Source organism: Kordiimonas laminariae (assembly GCF_023008165.1).
In the GTDB taxonomy this organism is placed as follows: domain Bacteria; phylum Pseudomonadota; class Alphaproteobacteria; order Sphingomonadales; family Kordiimonadaceae; genus Kordiimonas; species Kordiimonas laminariae.
The window spans coordinates 92014-108967 of the sequence record NZ_JAKQZA010000006.1; the positions used below are offsets into that span (position 1 = coordinate 92014).

At 45.1% G+C, this 16954-nt stretch carries 20 protein-coding genes; 9 read left to right on the forward strand and 11 right to left on the reverse strand.

The annotated features are described in order from the left end of the window. Positions 1-2 precede the first annotated feature (2 nt). The 9 genes from MF542_RS13415 to MF542_RS13455 form a co-directional block, all read right to left on the reverse strand. A complete protein-coding gene (locus MF542_RS13415; protein ID WP_247020303.1) occupies positions 3-281 on the reverse strand; it encodes a BufA1 family periplasmic bufferin-type metallophore in 279 nt (92 codons plus the stop codon). A 184-nt stretch (positions 282-465) separates the two neighbouring features. After that, the gene (locus MF542_RS13420) at positions 466-3489 is read right to left on the reverse strand and encodes a tetratricopeptide repeat protein (protein WP_247020306.1); all 3024 of its coding nucleotides are present in this window, start codon (positions 3487-3489) and stop codon (positions 466-468) included. Continuing rightward, a complete protein-coding gene (locus MF542_RS13425; protein ID WP_247020307.1) occupies positions 3476-4180 on the reverse strand; it encodes an OmpA/MotB family protein in 705 nt (234 codons plus the stop codon). Before MF542_RS13425 ends, MF542_RS13420 begins: the two co-directional genes overlap by 14 nt. Then, entirely contained in the window at positions 4177-4866 is a 690-nt protein-coding gene (locus tag MF542_RS13430; RefSeq protein WP_247020309.1) for a hypothetical protein, read from the reverse strand. The genes MF542_RS13425 and MF542_RS13430 overlap by 4 nt, the downstream gene beginning before the upstream one ends. Positions 4867-4885: 19 nt before the next feature. After that, complete coding sequence (locus MF542_RS13435) at positions 4886-5536, reverse strand: protein phosphatase CheZ (protein WP_247020311.1); 651 nt, start codon at positions 5534-5536, stop codon at positions 4886-4888. Between the two features lie 34 nt (positions 5537-5570). Further along, positions 5571-6236, reverse strand: a complete 666-nt coding sequence (locus MF542_RS13440; protein WP_247020313.1) for a MotE family protein — start codon at positions 6234-6236, stop codon at positions 5571-5573. 21 nt (positions 6237-6257) lie between these two features. Continuing rightward, a complete protein-coding gene (locus tag MF542_RS13445) occupies positions 6258-6674 on the reverse strand; it encodes a DUF6468 domain-containing protein (protein WP_247020315.1) in 417 nt (138 codons plus the stop codon). Positions 6675-6685: 11 nt separating this feature from the next. Next, a complete protein-coding gene (gene fliM, locus MF542_RS13450; protein WP_247020317.1) occupies positions 6686-7837 on the reverse strand; it encodes a flagellar motor switch protein FliM in 1152 nt (383 codons plus the stop codon). A 35-nt stretch (positions 7838-7872) separates the two neighbouring features. After that, positions 7873-8454 (reverse strand): flagellar basal body-associated FliL family protein, encoded by a 582-nt coding sequence (locus MF542_RS13455; RefSeq protein WP_247020319.1) that lies wholly within the window; start codon positions 8452-8454, stop codon positions 7873-7875. A gap of 305 nt (positions 8455-8759) precedes the next feature. On the opposite strand from MF542_RS13455, the gene MF542_RS13460 reads away from it, so the two are divergent. From MF542_RS13460 to MF542_RS13475, 4 genes are read left to right on the forward strand one after another with little or no spacing between them, the layout of a single operon-like run. Next, on the forward strand, positions 8760-9506 hold the full coding sequence (locus tag MF542_RS13460) for a flagellar hook basal-body protein (protein WP_247020321.1): 747 nt from the start codon (positions 8760-8762) through the stop codon (positions 9504-9506). 31 nt (positions 9507-9537) lie between these two features. After that, on the forward strand, positions 9538-10323 hold the full coding sequence (gene flgG, locus MF542_RS13465; RefSeq protein ID WP_247020323.1) for a flagellar basal-body rod protein FlgG: 786 nt from the start codon (positions 9538-9540) through the stop codon (positions 10321-10323). Between the two features lie 13 nt (positions 10324-10336). Beyond that, positions 10337-11302, forward strand: a complete 966-nt coding sequence (gene flgA, locus MF542_RS13470; protein ID WP_247020326.1) for a flagellar basal body P-ring formation chaperone FlgA — start codon at positions 10337-10339, stop codon at positions 11300-11302. A 10-nt stretch (positions 11303-11312) separates the two neighbouring features. Next, the gene (locus MF542_RS13475; RefSeq protein ID WP_247020328.1) at positions 11313-12116 is read left to right on the forward strand and encodes a flagellar basal body L-ring protein FlgH; all 804 of its coding nucleotides are present in this window, start codon (positions 11313-11315) and stop codon (positions 12114-12116) included. A 151-nt stretch (positions 12117-12267) separates the two neighbouring features. Here the strand turns inward: MF542_RS13475 and dksA are convergent, their stop codons facing one another. Further along, positions 12268-12687: an RNA polymerase-binding protein DksA gene (gene dksA, locus MF542_RS13480; protein ID WP_343264891.1), complete on the reverse strand. Its 420-nt coding sequence runs from the start codon at positions 12685-12687 to the stop codon at positions 12268-12270. Between the two features lie 173 nt (positions 12688-12860). Then, entirely contained in the window at positions 12861-13280 is a 420-nt protein-coding gene (locus MF542_RS13485) for a flagellar assembly protein FliX (protein ID WP_247020332.1), read from the reverse strand. A gap of 203 nt (positions 13281-13483) precedes the next feature. Between MF542_RS13485 and MF542_RS13490 the strand changes: the two genes are divergently transcribed. From MF542_RS13490 to MF542_RS13510, 5 genes are all read left to right on the forward strand, one after another. After that, a complete protein-coding gene (locus MF542_RS13490; RefSeq protein WP_247020334.1) occupies positions 13484-14608 on the forward strand; it encodes a flagellar basal body P-ring protein FlgI in 1125 nt (374 codons plus the stop codon). Next, positions 14608-14949, forward strand: a complete 342-nt coding sequence (locus tag MF542_RS13495; protein ID WP_247020336.1) for a rod-binding protein — start codon at positions 14608-14610, stop codon at positions 14947-14949. Before MF542_RS13490 ends, MF542_RS13495 begins: the two co-directional genes overlap by 1 nt. Before the next feature lie 2 nt (positions 14950-14951). Then, entirely contained in the window at positions 14952-15434 is a 483-nt protein-coding gene (locus MF542_RS13500) for a hypothetical protein (protein WP_247020338.1), read from the forward strand. Then, positions 15434-15772, forward strand: coding sequence for a hypothetical protein (locus tag MF542_RS13505; protein WP_247020340.1), 339 nt, complete (start codon positions 15434-15436; stop codon positions 15770-15772). Before MF542_RS13500 ends, MF542_RS13505 begins: the two co-directional genes overlap by 1 nt. Positions 15773-16021: 249 nt before the next feature. Continuing rightward, positions 16022-16852, forward strand: coding sequence for a flagellin (locus MF542_RS13510; protein ID WP_247020341.1), 831 nt, complete (start codon positions 16022-16024; stop codon positions 16850-16852). The last annotated feature ends 102 nt before the right edge of the window (positions 16853-16954 follow it).

Below are 16954 nucleotides of genomic sequence, written 5' to 3' on the forward strand. Positions count from 1 at the left end.
GCTTAGGCTTTTTTAGGCTTTTTAGTGCTGCCTGCGATACGCTTACATAGGCCTTTTGTTACATAAATCCACTCTTCTGGGTGGTTATCAACTTTTGCCTGACCTGCACAGCTGTGTGTAGAAGTACCGCAATCGTTCATGCCTTTAGCAACGATACCGTAGCACTTCTCTTTTTTAGCTTTCTTATCTGCAGCAACAGCAGAAGTAGAAGCAGCCGCCATTGCGAAAGCTACAACACCAGTAGTAGCAACAGCCGTTTTAGCAATACGATTGATTTTCATCGTTCATTTCCTTCAATAAGTTGCGTAAACCTAAGCGATATCCTGCGTCGCTTACGTCCAATATATTGCCTCTTTTTCATGAAAATAAAAATAATATAACTTTCACGAGTTAGTGAGGCTAATGTTAACCATAAGAAAAACAGAAAACACAAGCATTTCCGGGGCTTGTACCGATATAAAAAATTTACCTGCCAGAAAAATCACTGCGATATTCACGCATAAATGTCTGAAGTTTCTCTACACTCGCGATTTGACTGGCGATAGCGCCAAGCTCTCTACCACTAAGTTCTTGATCATTAGTCAACAGCTCAAAGGCATTGGCAAAATCACCACTACGCATCTGATTGCCATATCGGCGACGCATTTCAATAAGCCCTGCCCGGTCATCCATGAAAGTCATACCAATAGTAAGTCTGATCAAATTCAAACGCTGAAGGCTATTAAGCGCCTGATTTCTGCGCCAGCCATCACCAAGGATACGTTGCACCGTGTTAATCAATTTCGGCCATTCTTTACTACCCCAGAAGATATCAGTGCGCAGAACTTCCGCGTCAGCACTACTGTCATCTTCCAGCATCACCTCCGCTTCTTCATAACGCCCCTGCTCCACAAGAGCGCGCGCTTCAACATGTCGGCGATTGGAAACAATATCATTGGGCAGGCGAGGTTCACGGGTGGCACGTAGTATCTCAATCGCCTGCTCAGGCCTCGAATCCATAATATAGATTTTAGCAAGTTGCGCAGCAATCTGTGCTCTTGCAGCACCTTCTGTACGCTGAGACACCTGATACTCAAGAAGACTTGCAGCATTATCTAATAGATCAACAGAAACCATTCGTGCAGCTAGTCGGCGCACCATAAAATCACCTTCAGGTCCCAGCGGTGTAAGATCCTGGAACTGGTAAAACAGGCTGATAGCTGCCACAGGTGTCATTTCATCTGCGCCGTTATTAACAAATAGATCCTTAAAGACCTGCCCCATACGAAGAAGCATTTTCAGTTCACTTGCTTCCTCAGGATAGTAAGAAACACCAGCACGAAGCGCCGAAAGTCCTGCGGTATACTGTTTTGTTGCAAAATAATACTCAGCAAGATCGTTCAAAAGCGTAATTTCAAACTTATCGCCTCGCCATGCGTACCGGAGCCGTTCCAACTGATCGATCGCATCAGTGTAATTAAGGTCACCATTCCTAAGCCCATAACGAATACGGGCATATCTCGCACGTGCCGAAATCCAACGATTTGATGCACCCGTTAATTCGTCATATTGGGCAAATGCCGTATCAAAATCACCTTGCATCTCTGAAATACGAGCAGCTTGGAAAAGCGTTTCCAACAATTGGTCTTCATTAAGGTCAACGCCATTTAAAAGAGCCAATTCTTGTTGAGCTAGTTCGATGTCGCCAGTTTCAATTGCAGAACGGACCGCCGCCAGAGAGATTTCAGCACGATCATTCGTGTCATAAGTCCCCATAACATCTTTACCACGGCGGTAATGTTCCAATGCCTTTTCGTAATGGCCTTTCTTTTCCTCAACGAGTAACAGCCAAAGCTCTGCATCCTGTTCAGCTTCCAGTTCTCTTGCTGAAAGATCAGCGAGAGCAGCATCCAATCTGCCTTGCTTGAAGTTTGCTACACCTCGAACAGCAAGAAATTCCGTATTCTGCGACAATAACGGATCTTCTTCTAGCATCCTTTCAAGAATACCGAGTGCTTCAGCAGCCCTACCATGAGCCAGGTAATAACGAGCTAGCTTCCAGCGCACTTCGTTGCGATCATCTAACTGACGCAGCGAAAGCTCATACAATAAACGGGTTTTATTTTTCCGGTATTCCCAAGAAGGACCAATGCGCCAATTGGCGAAATCAATCAATCGCGCGAAGCCCGTTTGTAAATCACTACCGATCCCCGTAGCACGAGAAAGCCTTGAAGAAGATAGAAAATCATTTCCTGAGGAGCTGATGGCCACACCATCAGTGTAACGCTCAACATTTACAAAATCTGTCAATGGCGTGATCACTATACCCTGCGCAGTTTCAGCAAGTTCCGCGGACGCATAACTAAAGTCCTGTGCTAAACCACTTCCCTGTCGAGCAAGCGGCATAACAACAAAATAATCGCCAATGTCCGGGTCTTCCACCTCAATTTTACGCCCAACGTCAGATGCCGCCACAAATATCTGCTGCCCATTTGCACCTTCGTTACGGCGTTCTGGTATGATAGGAAAACGAGGTTTTGCAGGTGTATCTTTTAGATAAACAATCCAGCGCCGAGCATCCTTTTCAACCACGTAATTTTGATTAGTTCTCACAGACATTCTAAGAACCAAGGCATCAAGGTGTTCTAATTGTTCAACGGTATGAATACGGTCGGAAACCAATGATCCGGCATCAATCATACCTTTTGGGTCGAAAGCATATGTTTGGTCAAATACGACCCAAAGGTATTCACCACGTTCAAATACGGCTGCTGCTGCGTCTATCGGCCAATTGAAGGAAAGTGAAATACCATTCTCAACCTCGGTAACAGCAACATCGACAGCCTCCTGATCAGGATTAGTAACCTCCGGCAACCCTAAGAGCCTTATAGGTCCACTTTGTTCCTGCCTGCTAACAGTACTGATATCGGTCGTGCTTCCAAGTTCATCATCGTTTTGAAGATTATTTTCCGCTGGTACACCCTCTCCGCCACTTGTATCAGTATTTTCTTCAATCGGTTCACCTGTTTCAGGTTCATCTCCTGTTGCAGGAGGTGGCGTAAAGGCTCCTGAATCAACAAATGCAGGCAAAGAAGCTGTCTGGTCTCCGCCATAAACATCAACAATCAAAAAGTTGCCAGAGCGGAAGTCACGTGGCGACACCCCCGGCAACACATCAAAATCAATGAGTGTTCTACCGCCAATATAGCTCACTCGGGGATTGCCAATTTGCCTTAAGTTTGCAGCTCCAAAGGCACTAAAGTCCGGAGAAAAAACACTATCAAGTGTAATTCGCAAAACCCGATCATTCACTGTAATTGAGTATGTCGCATCACCAGGGATATCTACAGCAATCCGGGCATGATTTGCTAACTGTCCACTCTGGAAGGTGATAGCAGGCCCACTAACCTGAGCCAGAGATTCTGGCGCAAATAAAGTGGGCGCCACAAGAAATGTGGCGGTAAGCGCTGTTGTCATACACAGCTTTTTCACCCACTTAGAAGAGGTCATATGGTCCCTTACTTGATTCTTCAGCTCTAATGACAATATCAACTCGCTCAGAGTTTGCCAAATCTTTGCGATAACTCAGGTTTTCCTGCGTATCAGCATATCCCAATACCGTTATAGGCTTACTATATCCATACTCAGTCAAGGCCCCTGCGACGATACGAGCACGCGCCATTGACAGTTCCCAATTTGATCGAAATTTACCTGAACTAACAGGAACGGCATCGGTATGCCCTGCCACGCGAATGCTATTGCGAATTTGAACCAATGTGCCCGCTAATGCTCTTAAACTTCTTTCTGCATCAGGCACTAGTTCTATATCTTTACGCTGAAAGAACATTTCGGCTGGAAATGAAACCAACACTTCATCTCCGTGGCGAATAACTTCGGTGCCTTCAAACCCTGGGAAGTTCTCAAGCATTTGCTCCATTGATTCCCTTAAATAGGTTAAATTCAATCCTGCTGTTGGATTTCTCTGTAATTCTTTAGCAGCCTCATTCGGTGTCACCCGGCTTACATTACGCTCGGGATTAAACTGCCTTGCCATAGAATCAATTACGTTTTGCCAAGTTTCCTGCCGAACACTGCTCACTGAAAACATTAAAACAAAAAAAGTAAGTAGCAGAGATAAAAGGTCAGCAAATGTTACCATCCATGAAGCGCTTGAAACTTCATCTTGTACATTCTTTTTCATGGGATTTCGCCCCCATTTTCAAAACGTACCGGCGGAACATTCCTGAATGCTGCCAATATCTTACCTTCAGGTATCTGTATAAAGCCAGTATGAAACATACCGTCAGGTACCCCCTGAAGTTTCATAAAGCGAGCAATGGCCCCTGCTCTTCTAACTGCGAATTCCTGACTACGGGTTAAATCGCGAGACACTAATCCTTCACCAGAACCAAACATAAAAGCAACATTCCGTGTTTCATTGTTTTCACGGTCCAAGACAAGTTTCGCTATGCGGTCAAGAAATGGCTCCATATCAGGACGAATTCTAAAAGAACCTTTTTCGAAGAAGCTATCAGCTGGCAATTCCACCTCATATACCAAACCTTTATTGATGGAAAACTTGCCATTAACATCAAATTCACCTCCAAAAGAACGACTTAATTCGATTAGAAGTGGGTCGTTTTCAGGTTTTACTTCATCGTTAGGGAGTGTTGTTTGCTCGCCAGGTTGACGGCTTTGATCATCACTTTCCTTAGAAAACGCAGCATTCACTCCCTTCATGACTTCTTGTGCTTTTGATGTTTTTTGTTCAGAAACAGCATTAAGCATTATGAAAAAAGCCAGCAAAATCATATACAAGGCAACAAAAAGCCCCATGGTAGTATCCGTACCAAAGAGCCTTTTCGTATGCTGATCTTCGTTAAACATCTAGGGAGCGCCGTGCACCTTAATCAAAACTAGCAAGAAGGGCGTCAATTTCATCTTGAGTATTCCCTTCACCTTCCAGTTGAGGACCGTGAAGAAGATCTGTGTCATTCACAGCAACCCCTTCAGCATCGGTTTCAATTTCATCTTCTGATTCCGCAATAAAATCATCGCCAATTGCGTCTGCGAGCGAATTGAGACGTGTTTCCAATTCTACCAACGTGCGGTTTACTTTAGTAATTCGTTGTCCGGTGATATCTTGGAAGCTAGAAGCCTGAAATAGGTTTAGGGACAGTTCAGAGAGCTTGTCCGATTGTTCTCCTTCAGTATCTTCAGACATTTTTTCAAGCTGTTCAGCCGCATCCATAATAGTATTTGCAGCCTCATCAGTTGCTGTCACTACAGCATCCAATTGAACATTAGCATCAGGAATATCGCGATTAGATAAAGACTTAGCTTGAACACCAAAGAGTTCATCTTTCGCTGCGCCAATAAACGAGAGTAACTCTCGAAGTTCCTCCGCTACTTGCCCCAACTCATTGTCGTGATGGCTACCTTTGACAAGAGATTCCACAACACTGGCAATATCAGAAACAGGTACATTATCGCCTAAATCCTGTTTAAGTGCCGCCGTTCGCTCTTCTAAACTGATTGTATTTGCCTGATTTAACATTTCTTACTCCGTGCCTGCTAGATGCAGGTTATTGTTATTGATTTAGCGGCTGCAAATCAGAGATATCTGGCGGGGCAGCACGTGTCGCCAATTCTGTCGTTAACCTCGAAGCCTTTGCTGCGGTCATTTTCCCCATAAGCGCAGCAACCTTAGGCGCCTTCATTCGTGTAACCAGATCGACCTGAGTTTGAAGGCTAAGTTGTTCGAAGCGAGGAGCGGCATCTTTCGGCTTCATCTTTTCATACACATCAACGATGGCTTTTAATTTTTCATTTTCACGTTCATCGTAAATGCGAAGCTGTTCTTTGATGCTTTTTTCAAGAAGCTCAAGCTGCGTAATTTTCTTTTCTATGCGCTGTTCGGTGGAAGACAACAGTTGCTCTTGCAACTCAAGTTGTTTTTCACGCTGTTCCAGCTCAAGGCGGCGTTGTCTGAGCTGTGTTAAAAGCTTTTCTTCTTCATTAGCTCTTAACCCAACAATCTTAGGCATTTGTGGCGCGGGCTCAGCCTGTTCAGCAGCTGGTTTTTGGTCTTCCTGAGGTTGGTTATCATTCTGTTCAGTTTCCTGAGCAGCCTGAACTGGTGCACCTAACAATTCTACGCCCGTGTATATATCCACTGCCCGCATGGTTAGCGCCACAGCTGCACAACCGATCAGCATTGGAAATAATCTAACTCGGCTTAATGAAACACCACTCATTGCCTTATCCTCATCTATCCCTTAGCGCGCCTCGCGAAGCGCTGCTAAAATTTCTTCCTGCTGCTTTTTACTCGCGCTTGTTTCAGCAGGAGCTTGCTGTTTTTTTGCAGCGGTAGCGCCAGAAAGGCCGCGCTCAATCCGATCTGCTAAATTGTTACCGGCCTCAGTTATCAATCCAAGCTCATCCGCAATAGCAGAAGCTTTCTTACCCTCGATTTGAAGCCTGCCTTCTATTTCAGTCGCAGATGTCTTCAAATTAGCTACACTCCTCTGCGCATCCACCACTGCAGTATTCAGTTGATCTACCAGTGCACGTAATTCTGCCTGACCAGATTTAATAGTTCCTAAACGTCGGTAAACAATTGTGCATACAACGATCACCGAAACTAGAAGAACGGCTAAAATGCCATCAACAATCAGTGTTGATATCTCTGTCACACCAAAGCCCTCTATTCTATTTCCAGATTCTGCAAACGTTCAGCCTGTTGACGAACCTGTACCGCAACATGCTGCCCTGAACGGCCAATGGCACCGCTCAACATGGCAACTTCACCACATTTTAGCACAACATCATCTTTAGGTGTCTTATTAAATACGATGGTTTGGCCGACTTCCATATTCATCACTTCACGAAGCGACATACTGGTTTCATCCATAATCGCACGAAGTTCCACATTTGCGCGCCATAACTCTGTCGCCAAGTGTGTTTCCCAGATGGTATCTCGTCCAAACTTCTCCCCCATAAAGCGCTGTAGAAGAAGCTCACGAACTGGTTCAAGCGTAGCGTATGGGAATAGAATTTCGCAGCGGCCACCACGATCTTCCATATCAACACGCAGCTTGATCAGAACCGCAGCGTTAGGTGGCCGTGCAATAGTTGCAAACCTCGGGTTTGTCTCCAGTCTATCAAACGTGAAGTTAACCGGGCTAAGCGGTTCAAACGCACCACACATATCCCTGAGGATTACAGAAATCATCCGCTCAACAAGTGTTTGCTCGATCGTTGTATAAGGACGTCCTTCAATCCGCATTGCAGCCGTACCACGACGCCCACCAAGAAGCACGTCCACAATGGAATAGATCAAACTGGAATCAATAGTCATCAGACCATAGTTATCCCACTCTTCCGCTCGAAATACCGCCAACATAGCTGGTAAGGGAATAGAGTTCAGATAATCACCAAAACGAACCGATGTAATGTTATCAAGAGAAACTTCAATATTGTCCGAAGTGAAATTCCGAAGAGAGGTAGACATCATACGGACCATACGGTCAAAGATGATATCAAGCATCGGCAAGCGTTCGTAGGAAACCAGCGCGCTATTAATTAGCGCATGGATACCAGTCATCTCACCATCGGCGCCATCGCCGTCAAACCCTAGAAGGCTATCGATTTCATCCTGATCAAGCACCCGGCCCGGTGAAGGACCACTACCATCATCATCTTCAGCAGCATCCCCGTCGCCGTCACCACCGGCCATGGCTTCCCATTCCGCAGCCATTTCATCCTGATCGACTTCATCTTCATCATCGCCGCCAGCCATAGCTGCCCACTCGGCTGCTACCGCTTCATCATCAATTGGTTCGTCATCTTCAGCCATACATAACCCTCAAGCAGCGCCAACACGCCAACTTATTACCCCTGAATCAGAAACTCTTGAAAGAGCACATCTTTAACACGCGTAGGAGCAACCGCCTGATTAATTCTCATCAATAATTCTTCTTTGAGCCTGAATACACCAGCAGCGCCTTCAAGGTCACTCGGACGCAACTCTCTCATATAAGTATTAAACTCATCTAAAATGCGTGGAAGCTTCACTTCAAGATCAGCTCTGTAGCTTTCTCGATCAATCTCGAGAGAAATTTGTGTCTTAAGAAAGCTTGTACCATCACCACCGGTATTCAGGTTATATAATTGCGGCGGCAATTCATAAAACAACAAGGCGAGTTCTTCTTGTGGTTTATCCTGCTCAAGCTTTTCTGCATCTCGCTTATCAGCGGCTTCTTGTGCCAACTGTTCCAGTTCAGCATCATCAGAAGGTTCATCCGCGACATCATCACCGCCCAAAAGGGACATCACAATAAATCCGACAGCAAGCAACACTACAGCCCCACCACCAAGCATGATGATTTTCTTGCCGCTAAACTTCTTCTTTTCCAAACCTTCGACTAGCTCTGCTTCACCTAAGGTTTCTTCTGCCTGATTGTCGTCTGCCATTTGAGCCTCTCATACAAAAGCAAAATACTTTTACCGTATTCTCCCAACTTTATCTTGAATTACACATGGTTAACAACCCGTGAAGGGAAAAAAACTTATTCGTGAAACTCCTCACACATTTTTTGCCCGCTAACAGGCAATTTTTGTGGGTATTTTTTGCTCCTCACGCTCAAACTCGCTCCCTGAATTATAATTAAACACTTGATATATATAGATTTTATAAACTGGCACGCTTCCTGCTAGTTAATGGTCCAAACAATAAATTCTGTGACAAACAGTAAAAACTGTGACTACAGGAGAGAAAAATGGATACGGCTTTATTCGTAGGCATGGCCCATAGAGAGGCCCTCAAAAGAAGAATGGATGTTGTGGCACACAACATCGCTAACATGTCTACCACCGCCTTTAACAAGGAACGCGTGGTATTTCGTCAGTTGTTGATTGACGCACCCGGTGCTGATGCAACAAAAGGCGGCAAGATTTCCTATGTGCAGGATCACGGCATTGTCCGTAACCTGGATATTGGCACACCTATTCCTTCAAATAATCCTCTTGATGTATTTATTAATGGCCGCGGGTATCTATCCGTTCAGGGTAGTGACGGAGAGACCGTCTATACACGTAATGGCCGGATGACCATTGATATTGACCGCAACTTAGCGCTTCTTTCTGGAGAAAAAGTGCTCGATGAAAATGGCCAAACAATCGATTTTGATGATGATGATGTGAATATTACCATTGCCGATGATGGCACCATTTCCACAAATAATGGCGAAAAAGGTAAAATTACCATTGTTCAATTCCAAAACGAACAGGCCATGAAACGCCGCGGCGCATCATTATACGAAACTGATCAAACTCCTATCGAACCTGAAAATGTTACGGATGTTATGATCAAAAGCAAAGCTTATGAAAGCTCCAACGTGAACGCCGTTGAATCTATGGTTGAGATGATTGACGTCCTTCGCGCTTATCAAAAAGCCGATAAAACCAGCAACGATTATCAAGAGATGCGTGAAGACGCCCTCAGAAGATTGGCACGCGTTCAATAACGCCAATCATAATTGAGGAAAGGAAAGACCAATGAAAGCACTTAGTACAGCAGCAACAGGCATGTTAGCGCAGCAACTGAATATTGATGTTGTTTCAAACAATATCGCCAACCTGAACACCACCGGCTTCAAGCGCCAGCGCGCGGAGTTTCAGGATCTACTCTACCAGAATATTGAACGTGTTGGTGCCAACTCCTCTAACGCAGGCACAGTTGTTCCAAGCGGTATTCAAGTGGGCGTAGGTGTTCGCACAGCAGGTGTCTACAGAATTACAGATCAAGGTGCTCTCCAAAACACTGGCAACATCTATGATATAGCCATTAACGGCAAAGGCTTTTTCCAGATCCAGCTTCCTGACAACACTGAATCTTATACACGTGCAGGGTCATTCCAGATCGACAACCAAGGCCGTTTGGTAACACCTCAAGGTTACCCTGTTCAGCCAGGCATTAACATTCCTCAAGGTGCTGTTGACGTAACTATCAACGAGCAAGGCGAAGTGTTTGCTATTCAGGATGGTCAGGTTGCACCAACACAGATTGGACAGCTTGACCTTGCGATCTTCCCGAACGAAGTTGGCCTTGAAGCGATCGGTAACAACATGTTCCTCGAATCTCAGGCGTCAGGTGCACCAATCATCTCCAATCCGGGAGAGATCGGATACGGAAGTGTTGTTCAGGGTTTCCTTGAAAATGCAAACGTGAACGCCGTGAACGAGATTACAGCGATGATCTCCGCGCAGCGTGCATACGAGCTAAACTCCAAGGTGATCCAGACAGCTGATGAGATGCTTTCTGCTGCCAACAACCTTCGTTAATTAGGAGGCACTGATGCGGTTCCATAAGACTATAAGTAACTTCCTACTTAGTTCAGCGCTTATCGCGGCAGCCACAACAACAACATGGGCAGCCGACCTTCAGGAGCGACTAGTTGTAGACGAAGGAGTTATTCGCCTTTCTGACATCTTCACAGATACTGGTATTCACGGTGATGAAATTATTATGGAGGCCCCTGCTCCGGGCAAACGCACACAGCTAAGCAATTACCAGCTCACCCAGCTTGCAGAAAAGTATGAACTTGACTGGAACCGGCCAGCTTATCTGAAACGCATCTACATTGAGCGAGGAGGCATCCCTTTTAAAGGTAAAGACTTACAACAACTGGTAATGAACGCAATTCGAAACCAAGGGGTTGAAAGTGAACTTAATGTAAGAATTCATGGTCGCGTAAGAGGTATGTATCTGCCAACGGATGCCACATTTGATGACGTGTATTTCGAGGAGTTCGAGATCAATGATCAACGTACCCGTTTTACAGCAAACATGATTTTGCCAACTGGTACAAAAGAACGTTCTGAACTCAGGATTTCTGGTGCGATTGAAGAAGTACGCCTTATCCCAATGTTGAACAGTGTTGTTGGCCCAGGTGAAATCATAACCGCAGATCACATCAGCTGGGTTCGGTATCCTGTTAAACGGATTAACAGAAATACAATCCAATCCAGTAAAGAACTTATTGGTCATACTGTTCGTCGAGCACAGCAATCTGGCAAAGCCCTGATTAAAAATGACATTCGAGTACCAGTAACAGTGACACGAGGCTCAACGGTTACCATGCAGATCAGAGCTGGAAAGATGCTCCTTACTGCCGAAGGCCGTGCACTGGAAGAAGGCGGCAAAGGCGATGTAATTCGCGTCATGAATGAGAAATCTCATACCAGTGTAAACGCAAAAATCATCCATGCCGGATTAGTAGAAGTTCAATCAAACAGCACAAAGCTTGTTGCATCTCGCTAGGAGAATGAAAATGCTAAAGAATACCTTAAAGAAAACAGGGTTGCTTATTGCGGTTACTTCTCTGGCGGCATGCGGCGCTGGTGATAGAATAGCCAACATTGGTAAAGCACCAGATTTAACACCAATTAAAGATGTAAAAGCCCCACCGGCACAGCGATCTATCAGTCTTCCAATGCCTGATACAAGAGCAACGCGCCCGAATGCAAACTCCCTCTGGCGCACCGGAGCTAAGGCATTTTTTAAAGATCAACGCGCATCAAAGATAGGCGATATCCTTACAGTAAATATCGCCATTCAAGATAATGCACAAATTGGTAACACCTCTACCAGAGGCCGAACCACAACAGAGGGTGCAGGCCTGCCTAATTTCTTGGGGTTAGAACAGGCTATCCCAAATGTGCTTTACGGTAACAACAGCCGCACAGCTGGCAATAACAACACTTCCAGTAATGCAGCTGCGAACGCATTTGATGCTGATAGCATCGTAAGTGCAAATTCATCTTCATCCTATAACGGCACAGGTTCAGTAAACCGCAGTGAAGCGATTAACTTAACCCTTGCCGCTATCGTAACTGACGTTCTTCCAAACGGTAATTTGGTAATTCAGGCACGTCAGGAAGTACGCGTAAACTTTGAGAAACGTGAAATGCTGCTAGCTGGCATCATCCGGCCGGAAGACATTTCGTCCAGCAACCAGATTTCGCACACTCAAATTGCTGAAGCCCGTATCTCTTACGGAGGTAAAGGCCAAATTACCGATGTGCAGCAACCGCGCTATGGCCAACAGCTGTACGACATAGTTTTCCCATTCTAATCAAACAAGGAGGTTTGAACCGAACAGTTACATTTATCGAATAAAAGCCAACTTTATAGCCGGTCCTATGGATCGGCTTTTTTCTATCTGCATATTGCAGGCATAAAAAAAGGGAGCCAAAGCTCCCATTTTCATACTCAAAAAAGATCGCTTAATCGTCGCGATGAACTTTTTCTGCCCGTTCATGCGCTTCTTGCGCTTCAAGGGTCATAGTCGCAATCGGACGAGCATCCAGACGACGAAGACTGATTGGGTCACCAGTTACTTCACAATAACCATATTCGCCCTCTTCTATCCGGCGGAGCGCAGAATCAATTTTTGATACCAGTTTCCGCTGACGATCTCTCGTCCGCAACTCAACTGACCAATCTGTTTCTGACGAAGCACGATCAGCAATATCTGGTTCACGTAAATTATCTTGCTGCAAATTTTGCAAAGTTTCCGCAGAATCACGAAGTAGATCGTCCTTCCAATCATTTAGTTTACGATGGAAGTAAGCGAGCTGACGCTCATTCATGAATTCTTCTTCTTGAGATGGAATATAATCTTCTGGCAATTCTATCATTGTCATTGTTTCGGACATTGTCACTCCCCAACAAACACTCAAACAAAGCCCTTGCCGTTAATTCCCCCAAAGGCTTCGACGTCTATATAATGATTTCAACGCCTCGGCACAAGACGTAATAAAATTGTCAATTTTAAAGAGAAGTTTTTAAAGAAAATTTAAGGTGCAAATAGTTGTATTTACACACCAAATTTAGCAAGTTCCACTTCAGCACGCAATTCAATCTCAGCAAGAATTTCATTGAGGCGGCTGTCATCAGTGCTGTTTTTGTGATTCCTTGCCATGTCAGCAAGGCTTCTAAGATTGGGCATTGAAATCGCACCTAACAATATCCCTTTTCTAACCTCATCCAGAAGATCGAGCATCTCTTCCGCGCGAGCTAGACCTTTAGAACGACCATTCGTACTATCGGGCACCCCTTGCAATGCCAGAAGGGAATCTAAAGACGCAATGGGACCAGAGCCACTAACCGACGCCGTTTGTGAAGATGTTTCAGTATCTGAAATTTCCGCACTAAAGCTTGCGCCAGATGATCTGCCTTTTGAAGCAGTCTTCTTAATGCCGCTGGATTGAATCTGTCCTGGACCTGAAATTTTCATACTCTAAATTTAATCCCTAGAAGCTATAGAGGCAACTATTGCTACAACGGCTCGGCAACAAATTCCACTTTCTTCCTCAGTTTCGCATAAAAGCCCATATTTTTCAATTAGTTAAAGACGAATAAAAACTGGCACAAATATAGCATTAATCACTGCAAACATGGAAACAGGCAAAAATGCCGACCAAATGCGGATGAAATGCAATGAAAAAGACAATGCGATTCTTGAAAGCAGCAGCAAGCGCTATTCTTCTTACAGTTCTGGCGATCCCAGCAACTGCAGCGCCTTCCCGCATCAAGGATATTGTTTCCATTGAAGGTATCCGGGAAAACCAATTGGTTGGATATGGCTTGGTTGTCGGCCTTAACGGCACAGGTGATACACTTCGTAACTCACCTTTTACCGAACAGAGTTTAACCGCAATGCTTGAACGCCTTGGGGTTAACGCTAAAGGCACAAACATGCGAGCGGAAAATGTTGCCGCAGTCATGATTACCGCAGAGCTACCTGCCTTCGCTCGTAACGGTACTCGCATTGATGTAAATGTAAGTTCACTAGGTGATGCATCTGATCTTAAAGGTGGAACGCTAGTCGCAACCGCCCTACTCGCTGCTGATGGTAATGTTTATGCTATGGCACAAGGCGCAGTAGCTGTGGCCGGTTTTAACGTTCAAGGTGAAGCAGCATCTGTTGTGCAAGGCGTTCCAACAAATGGCCGCATCGCTAACGGTGCTATCGTTGAGCGCGAAATTGATTTTGAAATGTCTGATCTGAAATCAGTGAAACTCTCACTGCACAATCCTGATCTTACAACTGCGCGCCGTATTGCTGCAGCTATCAACAACCATCTTCAAGTTGGTATCGCACGCCCACTGGATCCATCAACTGTTCTTTTGGACCGTCCGATCGGCTTCCGTCTTACGACCGTTGATCTTCTTACAAATATTGAAAACCTTACAGTTGAGCCTGAACAACGCGCTCGTGTTCTTATTGATGAACGTACTGGTATTATCGTAATCGGTTCTGAGGTTCGCATTAATCCATTAGCGATTGCTCAAGGTAACCTGACTATCAGCATCACGGAAGAACCTCAGGTATCACAGCCTGGCGCATTTGCAGAAGGCGGTACAACAGAAACTGTTCCGCGTACTGGTATTGAGGTAACTGAATCTGGGACTGAAAAGTTAACTCTGCTTCCACCTACAGTAACTCTCAAAGAATTAGTGGATGGCCTGAATGCCCTTGGTGTTGGTCCTCGCGATATGATTTCAATCCTGCAGGCGATTAAAGCCGCTGGTGCGATGCAAGCTGATATCGAGGTGATGTAATGCAAGTTCAAGCTTTTGATATTGGTCAGACCCAAGCTCAGATATTTGGCGCTCAATCTAAAGCAGCGACAGATAAGCTAAACGCGCTGGCGAACAACGTTCCTGCAAACGAAAAGCAGCTACGTAAAACAGCAGAAGATTTTGAAGCCGTCTTTCTTGGGCAAATGCTAAAGCCGATGTTTGAGACCATTGAGTCAGATGGCTTCTTTAGCGGAGGCCATGCAGAAGAAGTTTACCGCGGTATGATGGTTGAAGAAGTAGGTAAATCTATTTCAAAAGCTGGCGGTGTCGGTATTGCTGAATCTGTTTATCAAGAACTCTTAAAACTACAACAGGTGTAAGTATGCCTCTTGATACGTTGCCAATGGAAACTAATTCTGAAGCAAATACACCAATGCTAACAGGGCATGGGGCCAAGCTAGTAAAAATAACTATCGCCCTAACAGATTTGATTAGGCAGGAAACCGAATTGCTTAAGCAACGGTTCGCACGCGAAGCTCAAAAACTTCACGGTCAAAAAAACCGATTAATGGCTGAGTACCGAGAAACTCTCAATCATCTTCAGGTGAATGAAAAATTACTTGGCCCTAAAAATTCGCCAGCACGCCAGTATATCCGGAAAATCACTGATAAATTCAGGGAAGTTCTCCGAGATCATGCACGAATCGTCCTAAGGCTGAAATCCGTTGCTGAAGGCATTATCAAAAGTGTTGGCGAGGAAGTTGTTAAGAAAAACAGACCTGTTGTCGGATACGGCAAAAATGCCGCATTTAAAACGCCTGCACAAATGCAGCCCACCTCCTTGCAGCTTAACCAGGTAATTTAATGGTTGTCCCACCCATAACTGTTGAACAAGCCGTTCAGCAGTTTTTGGACAACTCCACCAAGCCTTCCCCCAACATCCCTCAACAACCACAACCAGCACGTACCTTTGGGGAAGAAGTTATGCGCCATATGGGCGGAAGCAGTGGCGGCACTGTAACTGCACAGCAGACTCTTATTTTATCGCAAGCTAGCAGGCCACAGACTTTTATACCCTTCACAGGTGATAGCTCAGCAATGGGTGGTTCCACCAATTCAACCCCTGCACGCAAGCCTAGTAAACACAGGAAGGCAGCCACTGCCTATTCTTCCGCACCGCAAGGCCTTTCAAGTAAAAAATAATCATGCAACTGGCTTTTATTGCCGCCTCACAGACACCTCTGCTCGGCATAAAGTGCATTTTTTTCCAAGAAGCAATATTAAAGCGGAATGAATCTTTTTCCTGATTTAATAGGTACATTTTTCAAACTTTACAAAATATCTATTATTTTCAATTACTTACATAAAATAAAAAGTTGGCACACCCTTTGCTTATTAATGATCGAAAGCCGAGAACGGCATGTAGAAACGTCATGAATAAGGAGAGGTTAAATGGCCTTTTCAATTAATGTAAACGCCGGTGCACTAAGCGCCCTTCGTAATCTTTCAGACACTAACACTGAGCTGAATACCACACAGACACGCATTAACACCGGCTTGGAAGTTTCTTCCGCCAGAGATAATGCTGCTGTCTTTTCTATCGCGCAAAAGTTGCGTGGAGATCTTCGTGGCTTAAGCGCCGTAGATCAATCTCTAGACCGTGGTATTTCAGCAACTGACGTAGCGCTTGCCGCTGCGACAGCAATTTCTGACCTGCTTCTTGAACTTAAAGAAAAAGCTGTAGCTGCTTCTGACCAAGGTCTTGATACATCAAGCCGTAATGCTCTCGCTGAGGACTTTCAGGCTCTCAGGGATCAAATTACCTCTATTACAGCGAATGCAGAGTTCAACGGTACAAACCTTATTGATAGTGGTACTGATGCCATTGTCGCTATTACCAACTCTGATGCTACACAAACGCTTTCTGTATTACATGAAAACCTGACACTAGGTTCATCTAATATCGTTATCACTGCAACGCAGGGCATTTCTACACAAACAACAGCTGCAAATGCCGTGACAGACATCAATCAGGCTATTGATAACCTGAATGCTGTTCTTACTCGTCTTGGCTCTGGCGCAACCGCTCTCGAGCAAAGCCGCGACTTTAACGCACGTCTTTCTGATGTGATTGAAGTCGGTATTGGTAACTTGGTTGATGCCGATCTTGCGACTGAAAGTGCTAACTTGCAGGCCCTACAGGTACGCCAGCAGCTTGGTATTCAGGCGCTATCTATCGCCAACCAGTCTCCTCAGCAGATCCTATCTCTCTTCCAGGGATAATAGGCAACTATTTCATGACGTTTTCCTTAAGCACCTCAGCCAAAAATTGGCTGAGGTGTTTTTGTTACAAACGTGTTTCGAGGAAATTGTCGCCCGTTGATA

What these genes read in the sequence shown, in the direction of transcription:
- MF542_RS13490 (WP_247020334.1), top strand. Translation starts at nt 13,484, where the DNA reads ATGAAAAAGACAATGCGATTCTTGAAAGCAGCAGCAAGCGCTATTCTT.
- MF542_RS13440 (WP_247020313.1), bottom strand. Translation starts at nt 6,236, where the DNA reads ATGAGTGGTGTTTCATTAAGCCGAGTTAGATTATTTCCAATGCTGATC.
- MF542_RS13475 (WP_247020328.1), top strand. Translation starts at nt 11,313, where the DNA reads ATGCTAAAGAATACCTTAAAGAAAACAGGGTTGCTTATTGCGGTTACT.
- flgA (WP_247020326.1), top strand. Translation starts at nt 10,337, where the DNA reads ATGCGGTTCCATAAGACTATAAGTAACTTCCTACTTAGTTCAGCGCTT.
- MF542_RS13435 (WP_247020311.1), bottom strand. Translation starts at nt 5,536, where the DNA reads ATGTTAAATCAGGCAAATACAATCAGTTTAGAAGAGCGAACGGCGGCA.
- fliM (WP_247020317.1), bottom strand. Translation starts at nt 7,837, where the DNA reads ATGGCTGAAGATGACGAACCAATTGATGATGAAGCGGTAGCAGCCGAG.
- dksA (WP_343264891.1), bottom strand. Translation starts at nt 12,687, where the DNA reads ATGACAATGATAGAATTGCCAGAAGATTATATTCCATCTCAAGAAGAA.
- MF542_RS13500 (WP_247020338.1), top strand. Translation starts at nt 14,952, where the DNA reads ATGCCTCTTGATACGTTGCCAATGGAAACTAATTCTGAAGCAAATACA.
- MF542_RS13430 (WP_247020309.1), bottom strand. Translation starts at nt 4,866, where the DNA reads ATGTTTAACGAAGATCAGCATACGAAAAGGCTCTTTGGTACGGATACT.
- MF542_RS13505 (WP_247020340.1), top strand. Translation starts at nt 15,434, where the DNA reads ATGGTTGTCCCACCCATAACTGTTGAACAAGCCGTTCAGCAGTTTTTG.
- flgG (WP_247020323.1), top strand. Translation starts at nt 9,538, where the DNA reads ATGAAAGCACTTAGTACAGCAGCAACAGGCATGTTAGCGCAGCAACTG.
- MF542_RS13510 (WP_247020341.1), top strand. Translation starts at nt 16,022, where the DNA reads ATGGCCTTTTCAATTAATGTAAACGCCGGTGCACTAAGCGCCCTTCGT.
- MF542_RS13485 (WP_247020332.1), bottom strand. Translation starts at nt 13,280, where the DNA reads ATGAAAATTTCAGGTCCAGGACAGATTCAATCCAGCGGCATTAAGAAG.
- MF542_RS13420 (WP_247020306.1), bottom strand. Translation starts at nt 3,489, where the DNA reads ATGACCTCTTCTAAGTGGGTGAAAAAGCTGTGTATGACAACAGCGCTT.
- MF542_RS13460 (WP_247020321.1), top strand. Translation starts at nt 8,760, where the DNA reads ATGGATACGGCTTTATTCGTAGGCATGGCCCATAGAGAGGCCCTCAAA.
- MF542_RS13415 (WP_247020303.1), bottom strand. Translation starts at nt 281, where the DNA reads ATGAAAATCAATCGTATTGCTAAAACGGCTGTTGCTACTACTGGTGTT.
- MF542_RS13495 (WP_247020336.1), top strand. Translation starts at nt 14,608, where the DNA reads ATGCAAGTTCAAGCTTTTGATATTGGTCAGACCCAAGCTCAGATATTT.
- MF542_RS13455 (WP_247020319.1), bottom strand. Translation starts at nt 8,454, where the DNA reads ATGGCAGACGACAATCAGGCAGAAGAAACCTTAGGTGAAGCAGAGCTA.
- MF542_RS13425 (WP_247020307.1), bottom strand. Translation starts at nt 4,180, where the DNA reads ATGAAAAAGAATGTACAAGATGAAGTTTCAAGCGCTTCATGGATGGTA.